Genomic DNA, 17,994 nt, shown 5'->3' with positions numbered 1-17,994 from the left:
CTCATGTGAGGCGGCTAGACGCTAGCTGCCTCACTCAACTGGGGGGCTGTCGTGGTGATCCATTCATTTCATTCGGAAGCCGACTTGCGCGGAGCGCGCATGCTCCGCACAGCGCTGGGGCCTGCCATCGCAGGCTTTCTGGAAGATCCGTCGATCGTTGAGGTGATGCTGAACCCCGATGGCCGGCTGTGGATCGATCGGCTGTCGAGCGGCCTTATCGATACCGGCGAGAGTCTATCAGCTGCCGACGGCGAGCGAATTGTGCGGCTGGTCGCGCACTATGTGGGCGCTGAGGTTCATGCCGGCTCGCCCCGAATCTCGGCTGAGCTGCCGGAAACCGGGGAACGCTTCGAAGGCCTGCTGCCGCCGGTCGTCGCCGCGCCGGCCTTCGCGATCCGTAAACCTGCGGTCGCCGTGTTTGGGCTGGACGACTATGTCGCTGCCGGCATCCTGAACTTGAGCAGGCGAACGCGCTCCGCGATGCGGTCGCTACACGCAAGAACATCCTGGTCGCGGGCGGCACATCGACGGGCAAGACGACGCTGACGAACGCGCTTCTGGCGGAGGTGGCCAAAGGTTCGGACCGCGTCGTTCTCATCGAAGATACGCGGGAGCTTCAGTGCACGGCGCCGAACCTCGTGGCGCTGCGGACCAAGGATGGCGTCGTCTCGCTGTCCGAACTTGTGCGCTCGTCGCTTCGCCTGCGCCCTGATCGTATCCCGATTGGCGAGGTGCGCGGAGCCGAGGCGCTCGATCTGCTCAAAGCCTGGGGGACTGGACATCCGGGCGGAATCGGCACGATCCACGCCGGCACCGCGCTTGGCGCGCTCCGCCGGCTCGAGCAGCTGATCCAGGAGGCCGTCGTCACGGTCCCGCGCGCGCTGATCGCCGAGACCATCAACGTCATCGCCGTGCTCTCTGGCCGTGGTGCCGAACGGGGTTTGAGCGAACTCGCTTCTGTCACCGGGCTTGGGTCATCAGGCGACTACACCCTTTCGAAAATCGGAGATCAGTCATGAACGTACGATCATCTTCCGGGCGAGGTTTCGCATCAGTTGCGGCATTCGCTTGTCTGTACCTGGTGAGTAGCCCAGCCTGGGCCGCCGGTTCGAACATGCCCTGGGAGCAGCCGCTCAACCAGATCCTGCAATCGGTCGAAGGACCCGTCGCCAAGATCATCGCGGTCATCATCATCATCGTGACCGGTCTCTCGCTCGCATTCGGCGACACCTCGGGCGGCTTCCGGCGACTGATCCAGATCGTGTTTGGTCTGTCGATCGCATTTGCCGCCTCGAGCTTCTTCCTGTCGTTCTTCTCGTTCGGCGGCGGGGTGGTGATCTGATGGATGAGCCAGTCCCGGGCTTTGTCGCGCCTGTCCACCGTGCGCTGACCGAGCCGATCCTGATGGGCGGTGCACCGCGATCGGTTGCCATTCTCAACGGCACATTGGCTGCAGCGCTGGGCCTTGGTCTGCGCTTGTGGCTGGCAGGCCTTCTGCTGGCGTTCATCGGCCACATGGCCGCGGTCTGGGCCGCAAAACGCGATCCGGAATTCGTCCAAGTCGTGCGCCGGCACGTTCGTGTTCCCGGTCACCTCAGCGCTTGAGAATAGTCCCATGATGAATCTTGCCGAATACCGCCGCTCGAATACGCGCCTTGCTGATTTCCTGCCCTGGGCTGCTCTGGTCGACGAGGGAATTGTATTGAACAAGGACGGCTCACTTCAGCGGACGGCGCGGTTCAGGGGACCGGACCTCGACAGTTCCGTGCCGGCTGAGCTTGTTGCGGTCGCAAGCCGGCTGAACAATGCGCTCCGGCGTCTCGGATCGGGCTGGGCGGTTTTCGTCGAGGCGCAACGGCATTCGGCAGGGCGCTATCCGCCCGACACATTCCCGGATGTCGCATCCGCCTTGGTGGATGCGGAGCGGAAAGCGCAATTCGAGGAGGCCGGCAGCCATTATGAATCGAGCTACTACCTGACCTTCCTTTATCTGCCGCCTGCAGAGAGTGCAGCTGTGGCAGAGCGTCTGCTGTACGAGGGCGGCCATCGCAGCGCGGGAGCGGATGCGCGCGAGGTGCTGAGTGGCTTCGTCGACCGGACCAACCGCGTGCTGCAGCTCGTTGAGGGCTTTATGCCGGAATGCGGCTGGCTCGATGACGAGGCAACGCTCACCTACCTGCACTCGACGGTCTCGACCAAGCGGCATCGCGTTCGGGTGCCGGAAATCCCGATGTATCTCGATGCGCTGCTTGCCGATCAGCCGCTGACAGGCGGGCTTGAGCCGATGCTGGGTGACGCGCATCTGCGTGTCCTGACGGTTGTGGGGTTTCCCACGACGACGACGCCCGGGATCCTCGATGATCTCAACCGCCTCGCATTCCCGTACCGCTGGTCGACGCGGGCGATCATGATCGACAAGACGGATGCTCTCAAGCTCCTGACCAGGATCAGGCGGCAATGGTTTGCCAAGCGCAAGTCGATTACCGCGATCCTGAAGGAGGTGATGACCAACGAGGCGTCCACGCTTCTGGATACCGATGCCCACAACAAGGCGATGGATGCAGATCACGCGCTCCAGGAACTCGGCTCGGATCAGATTGGAGAGGCCTTTGTGACGGCAACCGTCACGGTCTGGGACAGGGATCCGCACGCGGCGGACGAAAAGCTCCGCCTCGTTGAAAAGGTGATCCAGGGCCGGGACTTTACCTCCATGACCGAGACAGTGAATGCCGTTGAGGCCTGGCTCGGCAGCCTGCCGGGTCAGGTCTATGCAAACGTGCGCCAGCCGCCGGTGTCGACGCTAAATCTCGCCCACATGATCCCGCTCTCTGCGGTCTGGGCGGGAGAGGTGAGGGACCATCATTTCAAGGCGCCTCCGCTGTTCTTCGGCAAGACGGAAGGATCGACCCCTTTCCGCTTCTCGCTCCATGTCGGGGATGTCGGACATACCTTGGTGATTGGGCCGACGGGCGCCGGCAAATCGGTGCTGCTCGCGCTGATGGCGCTGCAGTTCCGGCGATATCCGGCCGCTCAGATCTTTGCCTTCGATTTCGGTGGGTCGATCCGTGCGGCGGCGATCGCCATGGGTGGCGACTGGCATGATCTCGGCGGTGCAGTTGGTGGAGACTCGGCAGAATTCGTGGCGCTCCAGCCGCTTGCGCATATCGAGGATATCGGTGAGCGCGGTTGGGCAGCCGATTGGATTGCTTCGATCCTTACGCGCGAGCGCATCGAGGTCACGCCCGAGACCAAGGATCATGTCTGGTCGGCCTTGACCTCGCTCGCCTCGGCGCCAGTTCGGGAGCGGACGCTGACGGGCTTGTCCGTTCTTCTGCAATCCAATGCCTTGAAGCGCGCGCTGCAACCCTATTGCCTCGGCGGGCCGTTTGAGCGGCTGCTGGATGCCGAAGGTGAACGGCTGGGAGAGACCTCCGTCCAGGTGTTTGAGACTGACGGGTTGATCGGGACCGGTGTCGCGCCGGCGGTTCTCTCCTATTTGTTCCACCGGATTGAGGATCGCTTCGACGGCCGTCCGACCCTTCTCATCATCGATGAGGGCTGGCTTGCGCTGGACGATGCCGATTTTGCCGGTAAGCTCCGCGAATGGCTGAAGACGCTGCGCAAGAAGAACGCCTCCGTCGTGTTTGCGACCCAGTCGCTGGCCGATATCGATGGCTCCGCAATTGCGCCCGCCATTATCGAGAGCTGCCCGACCCGGATCCTGCTTCCCAATGACCGCGCGATCGAGCCGCAAATCATGGCGGTCTACCGGCGCTTTGGACTGAATGACCGGCAGATCGAGATCCTCGCCCGCGCGACGCCAAAGCGCGACTACTACTGCCAGTCGCGCCGGGGCAACCGCCTGTTCGAGCTTGGTCTTGGCGAAATCGCGCTCACCTTTGCGGCCGCGTCGTCCAAGACCGACCAGGCTCTCATCGAGCGGGTTCTTGAAGAGCACGGACGAGACGATTTCGTCACCGGCTGGCTCGAGGCGCGCGACCTCAGCTGGGCCTGCAATCTCATTCCGCAGCTTGCCAAGGAAGGTGGCTTGTCATGAAACGTCTCCGTCCGCTGCTGGCAGCAAGCATCATCGCAATTAGCCTGACCCAAGCGCCCCGGGAAGGAAAGGCACAGTGGATCGTGTTCGATCCCAACAACTACGTGCAAAATGTGCTGACGGCCGCGCGCGAGCTGCAACAGATCAACAACCAGATCACCTCGCTGCAAAACGAAGCGCAGATGTTGATCAATCAGGCGAAGAACCTGGCGAGCCTGCCGTATTCGTCGTTGCAGCAGCTCGAGCAATCGATCCAGCGCACGCAGCAGCTGCTCAGTCAAGCGCAGCGCATTGCCTACGATGTCCAGCAGATCGATCGCGCGTTCTCGACAACTTATGCTCCGGCATCCGCGAGCATGTCCAATGGGCTCCTCGTCGCCAACGCCCAGACCCGCTGGCAGAATGCGGTTGCCGGCCTGCAGGACGCCATGCGGGTGCAGGCAACCGTCGTCGGCAATCTCGATACCAACCGCACCCAGATGTCGGCCCTGGTCACGGCGAGCCAGGGCGCGTCAGGTGCTCTGCAGGCAAGTCAGGCCGGCAACCAGCTCCTTGCACTGCAAGCCCAGCAGCTTGCTGATCTCACCGCGACCGTGGCCGCGCAGGGGCGCGCGCAAACGCTCGAAGCCGCGCAAAGAGCAGTAGCCCAGGATCAGGGGAGGGAGCAGCTGCGGCGCTTTCTGACGCAAGGTCAGGGCTATCAACCGACAACCGTGCAGATGTTTCACTGATGATGAAGAACAGATTTGAACGGCTGCCGATGACGGTGGCAGTTAGCCTCATAGTCCTGGTCGTCGCCGCCTACGCCATTCGCCTGCGCGGCGACGACAGTGCGACCAAATCTTCCGCCTCGCTCGCTGCGAAGCCCGATCCGGCGGCGGCAAAGCTCGAGCAATGCCGCACCGTCACCTACGAGCAGAAAGAGGCTCTTCTCGAATGCGAGAGGATCTGGGCGGAACGGCGCAGCCAGTTCTTGGGAAAAACCGGATCGGTAAACGGTTCGGATAGCAATGCGGGCACGGCGCCATTTTCCTCCCCGCGGCCGCGTAAGGACGAAAGCCGCCTGCCGTCGCTCTCACCCTCCATTCCAAGCCAAAGCGAGTGAGCAATGGGTGGCACCTCCGTCATCGACCAGTTTCTGGAAACCTTCACCCGCTACATCGATTCCGGATTTGGCCTGGTCGGGGGCGAAGTCGGATATCTCGCCACGACGTTAGCTGCAATCGACCTCACGCTTGCGGGCCTGTTCTGGTCCTTCGGAAGTGATGAGGAGATTCTTGCCCGGCTGGTCAAGAAAACCTTGTTTGTCGGTGTCTTTGCGTACCTGATCGGTAATTGGAATAGCCTTGCCCGCATCGTCTTCGAGAGCTTTGCAGGTCTTGGCCTCAAGGCCTCGGGCACGAGCCTGTCATCGGCAGATTTCTTGCGGCCAGGCCGGATCGCGCAAGTGGGGCTCGATGCCGGCCGTCCGATCCTGGACTCCATCTCGGGCCTGATGGGGTATGTCAGCTTCTTCGAAAATTTCGTCCAGATCGCGGTCCTGCTGTTCGCCTGGATCGTGGTGCTGCTCGCCTTCTTTATTCTCGCCATCCAGCTCTTCGTCACGCTGATCGAGTTCAAGCTGACGACGCTTGCAGGTTTCGTCCTGATCCCCTTCGGTCTGTTCGGCAAGACCGCCTTTGCGGCCGAACGGGTGCTGGGCAACGTCATCTCCTCCGGCGTCAAGGTTTTGGTCCTCGCCGTCATCGTCGGCATTGGATCGACCTTATTCTCGCAGTTCACGGCAGGCTTCGGCGGCAACCAGCCGACCATCGAGAACGCGATGGCGCTGGTGCTCGGCGCTCTCGCCTTGTTGGGCCTCGGCATTTTCGGACCCGGCATTGCCAACGGCATCGTCTCCGGGGGTCCGCAGCTCGGCGCAGGCAGCGCCGTCGGGACAGGACTTGCCGCCGGTGGTGTCGTTGCGGCTGGCGCTAGCCTTGCGGCCGGCGCTGCCGGTCTCGCTGGCGGCGCAATTGCAGGTGCCGCACGCGGTGGAAGCGCGATTGCAAGTGGAACCATGAGCGTGTTTCGGGCGGGGAGTCAGTCCGGCTCCGAGGCGAGCGCGTCCGGTGCTGCAAGTCCCTTGCGCTCGGTCGCAGCTGGTCTTGGTGGAGCGGCCAGCGATGCCGGTAAGGGGGAAGGCGATTCCTCGAGAGCTTCCGACAGTGCGCCCGCATGGGTGCGGCGGATGAAGCGGGCGCAGACGATCAGTCATGGCGCATCAGCGGCAACCCACGCGATCCGCTCAGGTGATCACGGAGGCGGCGGCGGATCTGTCGACCTTTCGCAAGAGGATCACTGACGCCTCCTTTCTTTCGAATTCGGTTCCCTGCCATCTCCTGAGGTCAAGCAATGTTCAAACGATCGGCTGTTCACTATGGCCGCACGCCGGAGCCCGTCACTCCCTATCAACGCGCAGCCCAGGTCTGGGATGATCGCATTGGATCTGCGCGCGTGCAGGCCAGGAATTGGCGCCTGATGGCCTTTGGCTGCCTCTTCTTATCCGCTGGTTTCGCCGGCGCCCTGGTCTGGCAATCCGCCCACGGAACGATCACGCCCTGGGTGGTCGAGGTCGATCAGTTGGGGGAAGCCAAAGCTGTTGCTCCGGCAAACGCCAGCTATCAACCGACCGATCCGCAAGTAGCCTTTCACCTGGCGCGCTTCATCGAGCATGTGCGTGGCCTGCCGATGGACGCCATCGTCCTTCGCGAAAACTGGCTGCGCGCCTACGACTTTACAAGCGATCGCGGTGCGGCCGCACTGAATGACTACGCCCGCAATAACGATCCGTTCGCCAAGCTCGGCAAGACGCAAGTGGCGATCGAGCTCTCGAGCGTCATCCGGGCATCCCCTGAGAGCTTTCGCCTCGCCTGGGTCGAGCGCCGCTACGACAACGGTCAGCTTGCCGCAACCGAGCGGTGGAGCGCGATCGTCAGCATCATCGTGGAGACGCCTCGCGATCTCGATCGCCTCCGCAAGAATCCGCTTGGCATCTACGTCAACGCCATCAACTGGTCGAAGGAGCTGGGTTAGAAATGCCGTCAGGTCTCGTTATTGCGTCACAGAGGGGCCGCCCGAGCCTGGCTCTGGCTCTTATTATTGGTGTGTCCACCCTTGGCGGGTGCACCACGTTCAAGCCGCCGCAAATCAGTTACGATAGCAATGTCCCGCCGGCTCCAGATCTGCCGGCGCTTGCCGACGATCGGCCGCGCCCGCTGCATGTGCCACCGGCCTGGAAGGCGGCGCGCGGCGGCAAGAACGCGGAAGCCAAAGAGCCCGTCGAGCGGATTGAGACTGCGAATGACGCCGCACGTGTGCAGCCGCGAAAGGCTGGCTACTTCAATGCGGTGCAGGTGTTCTCGTATAGTCCGGGCGCTCTCTATCAGGTCTATGCCGCGCCGGGGCAGATCACCGACGTCGCCTTGGAGCCCGGCGAGCAGCTGATCGGGTCGGGACCAGTTGCCGCGGGTGATACCGTGCGTTGGGTGGTCGGCGACACCGAAAGCGGCAGCGGCGACACGCGACGTGTGCACATCATGGTGAAGCCGACACGTCCGGCGATCGAGACCAATCTCGTCGTCAACACGGATCGGCGCACTTACCTCATCGAACTCCGCTCCCGTGAAAAGCCCTACATGCCACAGGTCGCGTGGTTCTATCCGGAGGACCGGACCGCGCGTGGTCGAGCTCTGCCGCCCACACCCGTCATCCCGGATCAGGCGCAGCGCCGTTACCGCTACGCGATCGAGGGAGACAGCCCACCCTGGCGTCCTGTCAATGCCTATGACGATGGGCGCAAGGTCTACATCGAGTTTTCGCCCGGCGTCGGCCAGGGCGAGATGCCGCCGCTGTTCGTGATCGGGCCTGATGGCAAGACCGGGCTCGTCAACTATCGCGCTTACGGCAATGTGCTGATTGTCGACCGGCTGTTCGCGGCCGCGGAACTGAAGCTGGGCGAGGAGCACCAGCAGAAGGTCAGAATCGTCCGAACCGACGGGAGGTCGCTGTGACAGAGACTGGCCAGCCGAATGACACACCCAAGGACGCCCCTCGGGTTAAGCCGCCGGAAAATATCGCCGAAACCCTTCGGCTCCGGCCAGATCGGCCGCAAGTGACCCGCCTATCGCGCAAGGTGCTTGCGGGTGGCAGCGCCCTTTTGCTGGTGCTGATCTCTGGTGCGGTCTTCTGGGCTCTGCAGGAGAAACGATCACGCACGTCGGCCGCCGAGGAGCTTTACGCGACCGACCACCACAATGTCGCCGATCAGCTTGCAACCTTGCCGAAGGATTACACTGAGATCCCGAAGGAGGTGCCGCGTCTTGGACCACCTTTACCCGGCGATCTTGGCCGGCCGATCGTTGCAGCACAGGGCTCTTCGACGCCCAGCGCGCTCGGTGTTGACGCCGAACAGCAGCGCGTCAATCAGGAGAGCGAGGCGGCACGCACCAGCAAGGTGTTTGCCAGCACGAACGTCCGCGCAAAGGCCACTGTCACATCGCCAAGTGAAGCCCCATCAAATGCAGCGCCATCATCCGACGAAGCATTTGCCCAGAATGGCCAGGACCGAAAACTTGCGTTCGTCAGTGCTTCCGTTGACCGTCGAACCACCAGTCCCGATCGCCTGGCAAGACCGGTCTCTCCCTTTGTGGTCCAGGCGGGAACGGTCATTCCGGCCGCTCTTATCACGGGGATTCGGTCCGACCTGCCTGGGCAGATCACGGCCCAAGTCACAGAGGCGGTATACGATTCCCCAACCGGGCGAGCTCGCCTTATCCCGCAAGGAGCCCGGTTGATCGGGACGTATGATAGCCAAGTCGCATTTGGCCAATCGCGCGTGCTCCTGGTGTGGACGCGCCTCATCATGCCAAATGGGCGGTCGATCGTCCTGGAGCGTCAGCCGGGCGCAGATGTCGCGGGCTACTCTGGGCTTGAGGATGAGGTCGACAACCATTGGAAGGAGCTGTTGGGGGCCGCTGCGCTTTCGACGCTGCTGGCCGTCGGCACCGAGGTGAATTCCGGATCGGATACGGGTAGTACCAACAGCGACCTCATCGCTGCGCTCCGCCGCGGGGCGGGGGACTCGATGAACCAGACGGGCCAGCAGGTGGTCCGCCGCAATCTCAACATCCAGCCGACCTTGACGATTCGTCCGGGATTTCCCCTGCGGGTGATCGTCAACCGTGACCTGGTGCTCGAACCGTACAGAGGATGAGGACGATGTCAAAACTCAAACTCGGAGCCTTAGAAGACGATAAGCCCATCAAGGTGACACACGAACTACCTGCGAGCGTGCACCGCGATCTCGTGTCATACGCTGAAATCCTCGCCCAGGAGACTGGCCAGCCAATCCAGGATCCATCGAAACTCATTGCACCGATGCTGGCGCGGTTCATGGCTGCCGACAGGAGCTTTCGGAAAGCTCGCCGGGCTCGTCAGCCTCCAATCGGAGGCGAACGGTAGCGCGCTGTGAGCAGCTTCAGGAATTCCCGCAGGGCCGGGTTTTCATTGTCGGGGCGCCAAGTGGCCGAAAAGTCGAAGCGGCTGGGCCCCGTGCCATCCCGTAGCTCTCGGTAGACAAGGCCCGCAAAATTTGCCCCCATATCGGACTCGAGCACCAGGCTTATCCCCGTGCTCATGCTGATTAGGCTCTTGATGATGCCACGACTGACGTCGTGGCGCTCGATCTTGGGGCGATGCTCGGGCGAGAGGAGCTTGGAAATCAGAAGATCTTCGAGTTCCTTTCCTGGGTCATAATGGCTGAGCAGCACTGTCTGGCCGCGCAGGTCGCTCCAGCACACAGTCTCTCCCCCAGCGAGCGGATGATCGTGGGGCAGGGCCACCAGAACGCGCTCGCTCCAAAGCGGCATTTCTTCGGTGTTCAACAATTGAAGCCTTCCTGTTACGATCAGCACATCGACCGAGCCGCTTCGAAGCGCCGCGGCCAAACGCGTCCGTGATCGTTCGACCGTCACAAGTTCGATCTGCGGAAATTGCTCTTTGAACGCGAGTAGCGACGTCTGCAGATTGCCTGCCGAAAGTGAGGTGCAAAATCCGATGGTCAGGCGGCCGGTTTCGCTGTTATGGACAGATATCGCGGTGGCGAGGAGCGCGTCGAATTCTTCCAGAATGCTCCTTGCCAGCCGAAGCACGTCGTGGCCGGCCCGCGTCGGTCGCACGCCTCCGCTGTAGCGCTCGAAGATTGCGATGCCCAAGTGGTGCTCGATTTCATCGATTCTTCGGCTGAGACTCGATTGTTGCGACCTCAACAACTCCGCGGCTCCGCGGATGCTGCCGCAGTCGGCGGCAGCAACAGCCGACTTCAGGTGTTTCAGTTCGATTGCCTTGCTGGCTTGAAGGGAGGGTCTTGATCGACGTGGTTTGTGCATCGTAAATCTTGGTCAGATGGGCTTTCCGCTCCAATGTGCAGCGATGCCGAGATTGCATTCGAGATTCTAGGCGGCCGCTCGGATGACTGGAGCCCAGAGCACCGGACCTGAGATGTGTCCCGCTTTGCGGATGCGATGCAACGCATTGGGCGAGACCTCCAAATATCCAGCAATGGCCGTGGTGTTTCCGACAGGACGAGCTTTTCCGATCGGGCGGAGGGGCCAGCCTGCGCGCCTAAGAATGCGCTCCATCCGGACGTCCGTGACAGTGACGATTTCGGTCAACTCGATGGAAAGGCCGAACTCAATCATGCCTGCAAACAGCTCGTAAGTCGCGGCAGCAAGTCCTCCACTCGCCTTCGGAGCATCCGGAGGAACATCAAGCGCAAATCGGCTGCTCTCCCAGATGCGATCGCTTCGTGGCGTGGGCTGCCCGTCCAAAAGGATTGGGAAGGTGTCCCTCAGCATGGTCGGGCCGGTTGAAGGCAAGAGCCGGACGCAGCCCTGAATGCGTCCAGCGGTCGAGCGGTTCAGGAGATGCACGGGTCTAAGGACATCGAACTCGTCGATCTCCATGTCACCGCTGACGTCAACGTTCCAGTCCAGGCGCTGTTTGAAAACGCAATAGCGCAGCCGGTGCATCTCGGCGAGATCGTGAACGAACTCGCCGTAGCACTCCGGCGTGATGAGCTGCATCATTCTTGCCTCCCTGCTTTGTTCGGCAACTAAGCACAGAGATTTAGGCAAGCGCATCCTGTGCAGTTGCACAGGTGTTTATGGCGGGCCGGCGCTGCATTTTCGAGAGTTTGATTCGGCTAGCAGCACGATGGCTTGACGAAGCGAGCTGACACCGAGCTTCGCACGGGCGTTGTCCAGGTGAAATCCCGCCGTTCGCTCGCTGATCCCGAGAATGATCCCGATCTCCCCGGCTGATTTGCCGCGCGCGGACCATCCGAGACATTCATGCTCGCGAGGAGACAGCACCACCCCACCGACCATTCGATCATTCGTCCAAAAGCGCTTTGCGTGTGCATGGAAAAAGCTTGCGATTAGTCGCAGGGTCTGGGCGTGCTCAAGTAACGAGCGCTCAAAACCCGTTTGATGCTCGTCGGCAGCAAAGCTCAGCGCGGCGATCGCGCCCTGGTCATCGTGGATTGGGAATGTGAATCCGCAGCGAATTCCGAATTTCGCGGCTTCTTCGAACAGCGTGCGTTCTGAATCCGATCGCATTCGCGGCCCGATTCCAAGCCCCCAGCGGAACGGTTTAGGATCGCGGATCGCCCGACGTACCACCGGATCGACGGAATCGTACCCACGCTGCAAATAAAGAGCGGTCCAGGAGGATGGGTACGTCGAAATTAGGTTCGGGACACCACCGGGCCTGCTGGGCAGCGCAAGATATGCGAAGCATGACAAACTGAGCGCAGCGGTGACATCGGCCATGCTCTGCTGAGCTTCATTTCGGTGTGAGCTTTCGGTCAATCGCTCAGCGAACTTCTGAAAAACCCGATCCATCGTTGATGAACCCGCGGGCCTCCCTCATAAGCGCTACTCGCATTATCGGAACGAGCATTGCTGCGAATGGGGCAAAACAACGGAGAAGTCGGCGCATTCGAGCGTGGATCCATCCTGATTGCAAGCGGCCTGACAACTGGGATCAGGCGAACTCGCCGCCGTCACTCTGGTATCCTGGCAACTCGGGCTATCCTGGTCCACTGTTCGAAATCCTGCGATGGTGCCCAGAAGATCGCCGGATTACTGCGCTGTTTGGCTTTCCGGGTTGCAGGTTCGTACCGCTCTTCCGACTACAAAGAGCCGCTCACGAAGGAGATTGCAATGAAGGTCGGCGTTCCCAAGGAAATCAAGACTCATGAGTATCGCGTGGGTCTGACGCCCGGAGCTGTCCGCGAGTATGTTGCCGCCGGCCACAGCGTAGCGGTCGAGACCAATGCAGGGGCTGGCATCGGCGCTAGCGACGAAGAGTATCGCAAAGCTGGTGCAACACTCCTGGGCTCCGCTCGCGAGGTATTTGGGTCTAGCGAGATGATCGTAAAGGTTAAAGAACCCCAGCCTTCCGAATGGACGCAGCTTCGAGAGAATCAGATTCTGTTCACGTACCTGCACTTGGCGCCGGACCCTGAGCAGGCTAACGGCCTTTTGAAATCTGGATGTACCGCAATCGCCTACGAAACGGTGACTGATGCAAATGGGGGGCTTCCATTGCTTGCGCCGATGAGTGAGGTTGCAGGTAGGCTTTCAATTGAGGCAGCCAGTGCGGCCCTGAAGCGGTATGCAGGTGGCCGTGGCCTCCTGGTCGGCGGTGTTCCCGGTGTTCAGCCGGCGCGCATCGTGGTCATCGGAGGCGGTGTTGTCGGTACCCATGCCGCCCGCATGGCCGTCGGCTTGGGAGCTGAGGTTACAATGCTTGACCGGTCGATTGCTCGCCTTCGCCAACTGGATGAGCTGTTCGATGGGCGGGTTCGTACCAGGTTTTCGACGATAGAGGCTGTTGAGGAAGAGGTATTTGCCGCGGACGTCGTAGTCGGGGCGGTGCTCATTCCTGGAGCGAGCGCACCTAGGCTGGTTAGTCGCAAGATGTTGAGCGCGATGCGAAAGGGGGCCGTCATCGTTGACGTTGCGATCGATCAAGGCGGATGCTTCGAGACATCTCGTCCGACGACACACGCCGAACCAACCTATGAGATAGACGGAGTAATTCATTACTGCGTCGCCAACATGCCCGGGGCTGTCCCGCTCACCTCGAGCCACGCTCTGAATAACGCCACACTGCCGTTTGGACTGGCTCTCGCCAACAAGGGATTTGCAGCCGTCCTTGAGAACCATCATCTGCGAGCGGGCCTGAACGTCTATGGTGGCCGGCTAACTTACAAGGCCGTGGCCGAAAGTCTTGGCCTGCCATACTCACCGATCGTTCAGGCTGCGGCCTGATCCCCGAGGCCTCCCATGGGGGCATTTCCTCCCTGACTTGGCGGGCCACTCCTTCGGGGGTGGCCCCTTTTTCAGAACCCCTGTGCGGTTCGGCAGGCGAAGTTGACTGTGGCCCAGGGAGCGCAATCGAGCGCTTCCTTCTGATAAGTTCATCCTTTGCTCTTTTCAGCTACTGGGCCGCCTCGCTCCTGCAGGAGTTCGTGGTATGCGGCCGGAGCAGATCGGGACTGGGCTGATGCCATCTCTGCAGCGCCGCGGATATGTTACTTGCAACTAGCTCACCGCACCGTGCTCGTGCTTGCTGTCTAAGTCCTTGGCCGCAGCGCGATCGGGCGCCTCTTCCTTCCAGCGTACGGATCCGAATGGGCGCTCGAGCATGCGTCGCACACGCACAGGCTCTGGACCGATGTGGAAGGCCGTTGCCCGCTGATCCAGCGCGCGCTCCGATTTAGTCGCACGGTTGCGCTGGCGCAAATAGTCGAGCCACGTTGGACAGTGATAACGCTCTGTCCACAGTTCCGGATCTGCAATATCTCGGGCGATCGACCAGCCATAGGCTCCGTTGCGCTGACGGAAGAGTTGAATGTCCTGCATCAAATTATGGAAAGAGCGGGCGTTCTCCTGCCCGACCCGATATTCTATCTCTACGACAAGCGGCCCACTGCGTCCGCTCAGTGCCAGACGCACTTTCGGATCGTCTAGCATCTCAGGTTCTTCGCCCCGTGCGCTGACGCGTGGCATGGGCAACCAAAACCCGAGCAGCGGAGAGACAGCCAGCAAAGCGGCCGCCAGTAAGAGCGCAACATTTACTCCGGCGACGTCAGTCACATGGCCCCACGCCCAGCTTCCGACGGCGATCCCGCCGGAACTGGCCGCCTGGTAGGCCGCAAGCGCTCGCCCTGTTACCCAGCGCGGCGCTGACAATTGCACACCAATGCTGAAAAGTACCCATGCCATCATCCATACCGCGCCAGCCAAAACGAGCGCGACGGCCGTCAGAAGTGGCTCGCGGCTTATCGCTACCGCCACGAGAGCACCGCCCATCGAAAGTGCGCAGGCCCGAATGGCGGCCTCTCCCGTCATACGCTTGCGAACCTCTGTGACGCTGAACGCACCGATCACCGCGCCCAGACCAAAGGCACTGAGAATAATGCCATAGGTTTCGGCACCCCCGTGCAGGAGATCGCGGGCGACCAGCGGCATCAGAGCAATGATTGCGCCCCCGAACAAGCCCATCGCCATGGCGCGAGTCAACACAATCTTAATCGATGGCGCATTCATGATGTAGCGAACGCCCGAAACGATAGCGCGATGGAGGCTTTCAGGTGGCAAACGCGATGGCTCAGGGGCGCGCTTCCACAGAAATAGAGCAAACATCAATGGCAGATACAACAGGGCGTTAATAGCAAACGCAGCCACTGTACCGGCGGCTGCCACGACAATCCCTCCGAGCGCAGGCCCAACGCTTCGCGCGAGGTTGTAGCTGATGCCGTTTAACGCTATCGCCGCGGGTAAAGCGTCAGAGGGGACTTGCTCGCTTACGGACGACTGCCAGGCGGGGTCCAATAGCGCCACAGCGCAACCTACCAGAAAGCACAGTGCCAGCAAGAGAGTTGGCGTCACGAGATCAAGCCAGGCGAGCGTTGTCAACGCACTCGCGCCCGTCAACGCGATCCCAAGCGAATACAGGATAATCCTGCGCCGGTCATACATGTCGGCGATCGCTCCGGCCGGCATCGAGATTAGCATAACCGGCAGCATCAGCGCGGTCTGTACAAGTGCCACCATGTCCGCTGACGATGTCATCTGCGTCATCGCCCAAGCTGCGCCGACTCCCCGGATCAAAGCGCCAAGATTGGACAGCAGACTTGCGAGCCAGATACGGCGGAAGGTGGCATGTAGGAAAGGCGCGGTGATACCGTCGGCGTTGAACGTCCGGGGCTTGGGGATGTCCGTCATATCGTTTTAGCTTACCTCCCAGACGTCTAGACCAAATTGACTCTGTCACCTAGCGTCGGCCGCCTGTGGTGACCAAGAGCGTTTTCAAACGCGTCTGCCCCGCGGCAATCTAAATCGTCGATGCTGGATTTTCGGGATGTACCGGAAATTGACTCATTCCTAACGCGTGCGGCGAAGCGCCGCCTCTCGGACCAGCGGGCCAAAAGGCGGCGATCTGCCGCGCCTTAGCCACTTGATGGAAGTAGAAGCGTCACTCAGTCGATCGGAGGCGGCGGCTCGAATCGCCTGAATAGAATCCGCCGTTGTGATGTCTGACATAACTCGCTCACCGGCGATGATTCAGCAACTGCTACCCGTCACCTACCGCGTCAATATTGAATGATAGTCAGACGAGGTGCGATTTCATAAGCCAACCCTCAGACGAACATCCTGAGTCACCGCACATCGGCTCGTCTCGTCAGAGAGCAAGAATTCGCGCGACCGAACGATAGAATGTTCGTTGTTTCGGTCCTGTTTCGACGAATGGTCGCACAAACACTTTCTCGCCTCAAGCATCGACTGCAAAGGATACTAAACAGATGAAAGCGGCGATTTTGCGCGTTATGTGCAAGTAAGCGATGAAAAAGCGCGCGAACGCAGACTCGGGGAGCGAGGATGCGATCACTGTTCGGCTCGCGGCACTCATTGGGACGATCTTGAAGCAGTCCATTACGGTCATCCTCTTCACGCCGGCAGCATCGGTCGTACTGGAGTGGAGGACCCCGAGGTGTCAGCCGTGCCACTAGAATGAGCAGAGCGGTCTACGAACACCAATTGCACTTTGCTTCTTATCCCGAGCAAAAAAGTCCGGGTGAGATTGTCAACGAAAGCATTGAGCGCCACCGAGGCCGGTGTTCAGCTAGTTCGATCGAGTCAAGCTACCGCGTCGCAAAAGGAGACCGGGCGAGCATCCTACGGCACGATACGGCGGTCATACATATTTGCAATGCACCGGGATCTTCATCATAGCGCAAGTGACATTACACCTTCGAGAGCACGCCGGCAATCGCCGCAGCTTCTACGCAGCCTGGTGCAGATCGGTTTCCCTGTCCGCGTCGCCGCGTCCACCGGCATTTTGGTCTCATGACGCAGCTGCCCGAAGCGGACTTCCTGAGCTGGGGCTGGCGCGTGCCGTTTCTGATCAGCATCCTGCTCGTCGGCGTCGGCTTCATCGTGCGTCTGAAACTCGCGGAGACGCCGCATTTCAAGGAGGTCGTCGAGCGCAAGCAGGTGCTGGCGCAGTCGGCGCTGGAATCGAAATGCCAACGAAAACGCTTGCCAGGTCCATGCGCGGAACGTGCAATAGCCGAGCGGCGCGATGATACCATTGACGCCGAATTCTCCGGCCGGACGAATCGTCGCGATTCTCGAAGCTTGATCTCTGACAGTTGGGAGCGTGGTTTCAGCCCGGCTCCGACTAAAGCGTGACGGCATTAGTTCGATAGCCTGTATTTTCGAGCTAGTTCGCGCATTTTTCGGGGGGATGCTGTCATGGCTTCGTCGACGGCGGCGCAGACCGCATCGACAGTTCGGGCGGCGCCCTCGGAGCAGCTGTTTGCGCTTGGGAAGCCCCGTTCAATCGGTCAAGTCGGGCGAGTAGTTTGGCAAAGGAAGAACAGTTTGGCTTCGGCGGATCGCCTGAGCTGGCGCCCAGGCTTGCTCTTCGCCGCCCCAGAGTGTCCATGACCACGATATCCCAGGTTGAAGCGCCGCAGAAGAACCGTCTCAATGCAAGTCCGAAAGCTTGCGCCATGGATTGATCCATCGATGAACCATAGCGCGTCGATCACAGAGCGGCCAGCAAGGTCGTCAGCCGAACGTCAGCGAAGCGGCTCGCGGCTTTGAGTTTTTGTTCGAACTCCAAGCAATGATAGTCAATAAAAAGTAGTGGAGTGAGAATGCGACGTTGTCGCCGTCTATTCAAGCCAACGAAGAGAACGAGCACAAATGTGGTGATCGTGGAGAGGCACCAGAGCTTGTCCGGTCACTCCTCGTCGGGAATTTCCACAGGAATCGCAAAACCCGACTTCACGCGGTCTATCACCACCATTGTCTTAAACCCTTTGATATCCGAGTTCTCATAAAAAAAACGGCGGGTGAACTGCTCGTAATCTTCCATCGTGCGCGCGGTGACGTACAGAACAAAGTCAGCATCGCCGGTGATGTAAAATCCATTGACGACTTCAGCTGAACCTTTGATAGCCTTCTTGAACTTATCGATGATGTCCGAACGCTCGCGTTCCAGAGTCACCATTACCAGCATTTGGATGGGCCTTCCCACCGCTTTCGCCGAAACAATCGACACATCGGCCTCGATGATGCCTTCCGAACGAAGTCTCTTCAGCCGTCGTTGACACGCGGTAGCAGAAAGGCCGGCCATTTCGCCGATCACCTCGGAGGTCAGGCGATTGTTCTTTTGGACGATCTCAAGGATGCGGGCGTCCGTCCGGTCGTATTGCATTATCAAGGCTCCGAGTGAATTTCGTCGCAGAATGCCGCGGTGGTGCAGAAAACACAACGACTCCCGGCAAAATGCGACGCAAATCGGTTGGCAACATTAGT

16 protein-coding genes and 2 pseudogenes are annotated in these 17,994 nt (G+C 60.6%); 13 read left to right on the top strand and 5 right to left on the bottom strand.

What is annotated here, in order from left to right; genetic code table 11:
• The first annotated feature begins 99 nt into the window (after nucleotides 1-99).
• The 11 genes and pseudogenes from trbB (at nucleotide 100) to AB3L03_RS12475 (ending at nucleotide 9,559) form a co-directional block, all read left to right on the top strand.
• Nucleotides 100-1,019 (top strand): annotated as a pseudogene (gene trbB / locus AB3L03_RS12525) (P-type conjugative transfer ATPase TrbB).
• The gene (locus AB3L03_RS12520; protein WP_085383639.1) at nucleotides 1,016-1,342 is read left to right on the top strand and encodes a TrbC/VirB2 family protein; all 327 of its coding nucleotides are present in this window, start codon (nucleotides 1,016-1,018) and stop codon (nucleotides 1,340-1,342) included. The pseudogene trbB and the gene AB3L03_RS12520 overlap by 4 nt, the downstream one beginning before the upstream one ends.
• Nucleotides 1,342-1,605 (top strand): VirB3 family type IV secretion system protein, encoded by a 264-nt coding sequence (locus AB3L03_RS12515; RefSeq protein WP_368508696.1) that lies wholly within the window; start codon nucleotides 1,342-1,344, stop codon nucleotides 1,603-1,605. The genes AB3L03_RS12520 and AB3L03_RS12515 overlap by 1 nt, the downstream gene beginning before the upstream one ends.
• Before the next feature lie 10 nt (nucleotides 1,606-1,615).
• Nucleotides 1,616-4,057: a conjugal transfer protein TrbE gene (gene trbE, locus AB3L03_RS12510; RefSeq protein WP_368508695.1), complete on the top strand. Its 2,442-nt coding sequence runs from the start codon at nucleotides 1,616-1,618 to the stop codon at nucleotides 4,055-4,057.
• Nucleotides 4,054-4,788: a P-type conjugative transfer protein TrbJ gene (gene trbJ, locus AB3L03_RS12505; RefSeq protein WP_219684523.1), complete on the top strand. Its 735-nt coding sequence runs from the start codon at nucleotides 4,054-4,056 to the stop codon at nucleotides 4,786-4,788. Before trbE ends, trbJ begins: the two co-directional genes overlap by 4 nt.
• A complete protein-coding gene (trbK-alt, locus tag AB3L03_RS12500; RefSeq protein ID WP_085383642.1) occupies nucleotides 4,788-5,162 on the top strand; it encodes a putative entry exclusion protein TrbK-alt in 375 nt (124 codons plus the stop codon). Before trbJ ends, trbK-alt begins: the two co-directional genes overlap by 1 nt.
• A gap of 3 nt (nucleotides 5,163-5,165) precedes the next feature.
• The gene (gene trbL / locus AB3L03_RS12495) at nucleotides 5,166-6,401 is read left to right on the top strand and encodes a P-type conjugative transfer protein TrbL (RefSeq protein WP_368508694.1); all 1,236 of its coding nucleotides are present in this window, start codon (nucleotides 5,166-5,168) and stop codon (nucleotides 6,399-6,401) included.
• Between the two features lie 50 nt (nucleotides 6,402-6,451).
• The gene (gene trbF / locus AB3L03_RS12490) at nucleotides 6,452-7,132 is read left to right on the top strand and encodes a conjugal transfer protein TrbF (protein ID WP_368508693.1); all 681 of its coding nucleotides are present in this window, start codon (nucleotides 6,452-6,454) and stop codon (nucleotides 7,130-7,132) included.
• A gap of 2 nt (nucleotides 7,133-7,134) precedes the next feature.
• Nucleotides 7,135-8,109 carry a P-type conjugative transfer protein TrbG gene (trbG, locus tag AB3L03_RS12485; RefSeq protein WP_085383645.1) on the top strand — a complete coding sequence of 325 codons (975 nt, stop codon included), beginning with the start codon at nucleotides 7,135-7,137 and terminating at the stop codon, nucleotides 8,107-8,109.
• Nucleotides 8,106-9,311: a TrbI/VirB10 family protein gene (locus tag AB3L03_RS12480; RefSeq protein ID WP_368508692.1), complete on the top strand. Its 1,206-nt coding sequence runs from the start codon at nucleotides 8,106-8,108 to the stop codon at nucleotides 9,309-9,311. Before trbG ends, AB3L03_RS12480 begins: the two co-directional genes overlap by 4 nt.
• A gap of 5 nt (nucleotides 9,312-9,316) precedes the next feature.
• The gene (locus AB3L03_RS12475; protein WP_085348649.1) at nucleotides 9,317-9,559 is read left to right on the top strand and encodes a DUF2274 domain-containing protein; all 243 of its coding nucleotides are present in this window, start codon (nucleotides 9,317-9,319) and stop codon (nucleotides 9,557-9,559) included.
• Here the strand turns inward: AB3L03_RS12475 and AB3L03_RS12470 are convergent.
• The 3 genes from AB3L03_RS12470 to AB3L03_RS12460 all read right to left on the bottom strand — a co-directional run bounded on the left by AB3L03_RS12470 (nucleotide 9,532) and on the right by AB3L03_RS12460 (nucleotide 11,928).
• Nucleotides 9,532-10,485 carry a LysR family transcriptional regulator gene (locus AB3L03_RS12470; RefSeq protein ID WP_085348638.1) on the bottom strand — a complete coding sequence of 318 codons (954 nt, stop codon included), beginning with the start codon at nucleotides 10,483-10,485 and terminating at the stop codon, nucleotides 9,532-9,534. The genes AB3L03_RS12475 and AB3L03_RS12470 overlap by 28 nt on opposite strands.
• 66 nt (nucleotides 10,486-10,551) lie before the next feature.
• Nucleotides 10,552-11,184 (bottom strand): acyl-homoserine-lactone synthase, encoded by a 633-nt coding sequence (locus AB3L03_RS12465; RefSeq protein ID WP_085348639.1) that lies wholly within the window; start codon nucleotides 11,182-11,184, stop codon nucleotides 10,552-10,554.
• Between the two features lie 75 nt (nucleotides 11,185-11,259).
• Nucleotides 11,260-11,928, bottom strand: a complete 669-nt coding sequence (locus AB3L03_RS12460; RefSeq protein WP_368508691.1) for a LuxR family transcriptional regulator — start codon at nucleotides 11,926-11,928, stop codon at nucleotides 11,260-11,262.
• Between the two features lie 393 nt (nucleotides 11,929-12,321).
• On the opposite strand from AB3L03_RS12460, the gene ald reads away from it, so the two are divergent.
• Nucleotides 12,322-13,434 (top strand): alanine dehydrogenase, encoded by a 1,113-nt coding sequence (gene ald / locus AB3L03_RS12455; protein ID WP_085348650.1) that lies wholly within the window; start codon nucleotides 12,322-12,324, stop codon nucleotides 13,432-13,434.
• A 273-nt stretch (nucleotides 13,435-13,707) separates the two neighbouring features.
• Here ald and AB3L03_RS12450 read toward each other — a convergent pair whose 3' ends face one another.
• Nucleotides 13,708-15,393 (bottom strand): MFS transporter, encoded by a 1,686-nt coding sequence (locus AB3L03_RS12450; protein WP_085383648.1) that lies wholly within the window; start codon nucleotides 15,391-15,393, stop codon nucleotides 13,708-13,710.
• A 1,031-nt stretch (nucleotides 15,394-16,424) separates the two neighbouring features.
• Here AB3L03_RS12450 and AB3L03_RS12445 point away from each other — a divergent pair.
• Nucleotides 16,425-16,686 (top strand): annotated as a pseudogene (locus tag AB3L03_RS12445) (MFS transporter); the annotation flags it as partial.
• 730 nt (nucleotides 16,687-17,416) lie between these two features.
• On the opposite strand, the gene AB3L03_RS12440 reads toward AB3L03_RS12445, so the two are convergent.
• On the bottom strand, nucleotides 17,417-17,893 hold the full coding sequence (locus AB3L03_RS12440; protein WP_085348642.1) for an Lrp/AsnC family transcriptional regulator: 477 nt from the start codon (nucleotides 17,891-17,893) through the stop codon (nucleotides 17,417-17,419).
• Nucleotides 17,894-17,994 lie beyond the last annotated feature (101 nt).

The sequence above is a fragment of the Bradyrhizobium lupini genome, assembly GCF_040939785.1.
GTDB lineage: Bacteria > Pseudomonadota > Alphaproteobacteria > Rhizobiales > Xanthobacteraceae > Bradyrhizobium > Bradyrhizobium canariense_D.
Note: the sequence above shows the minus strand (reverse complement) of the source record. Positions and strands in the feature narration are given on the sequence as shown.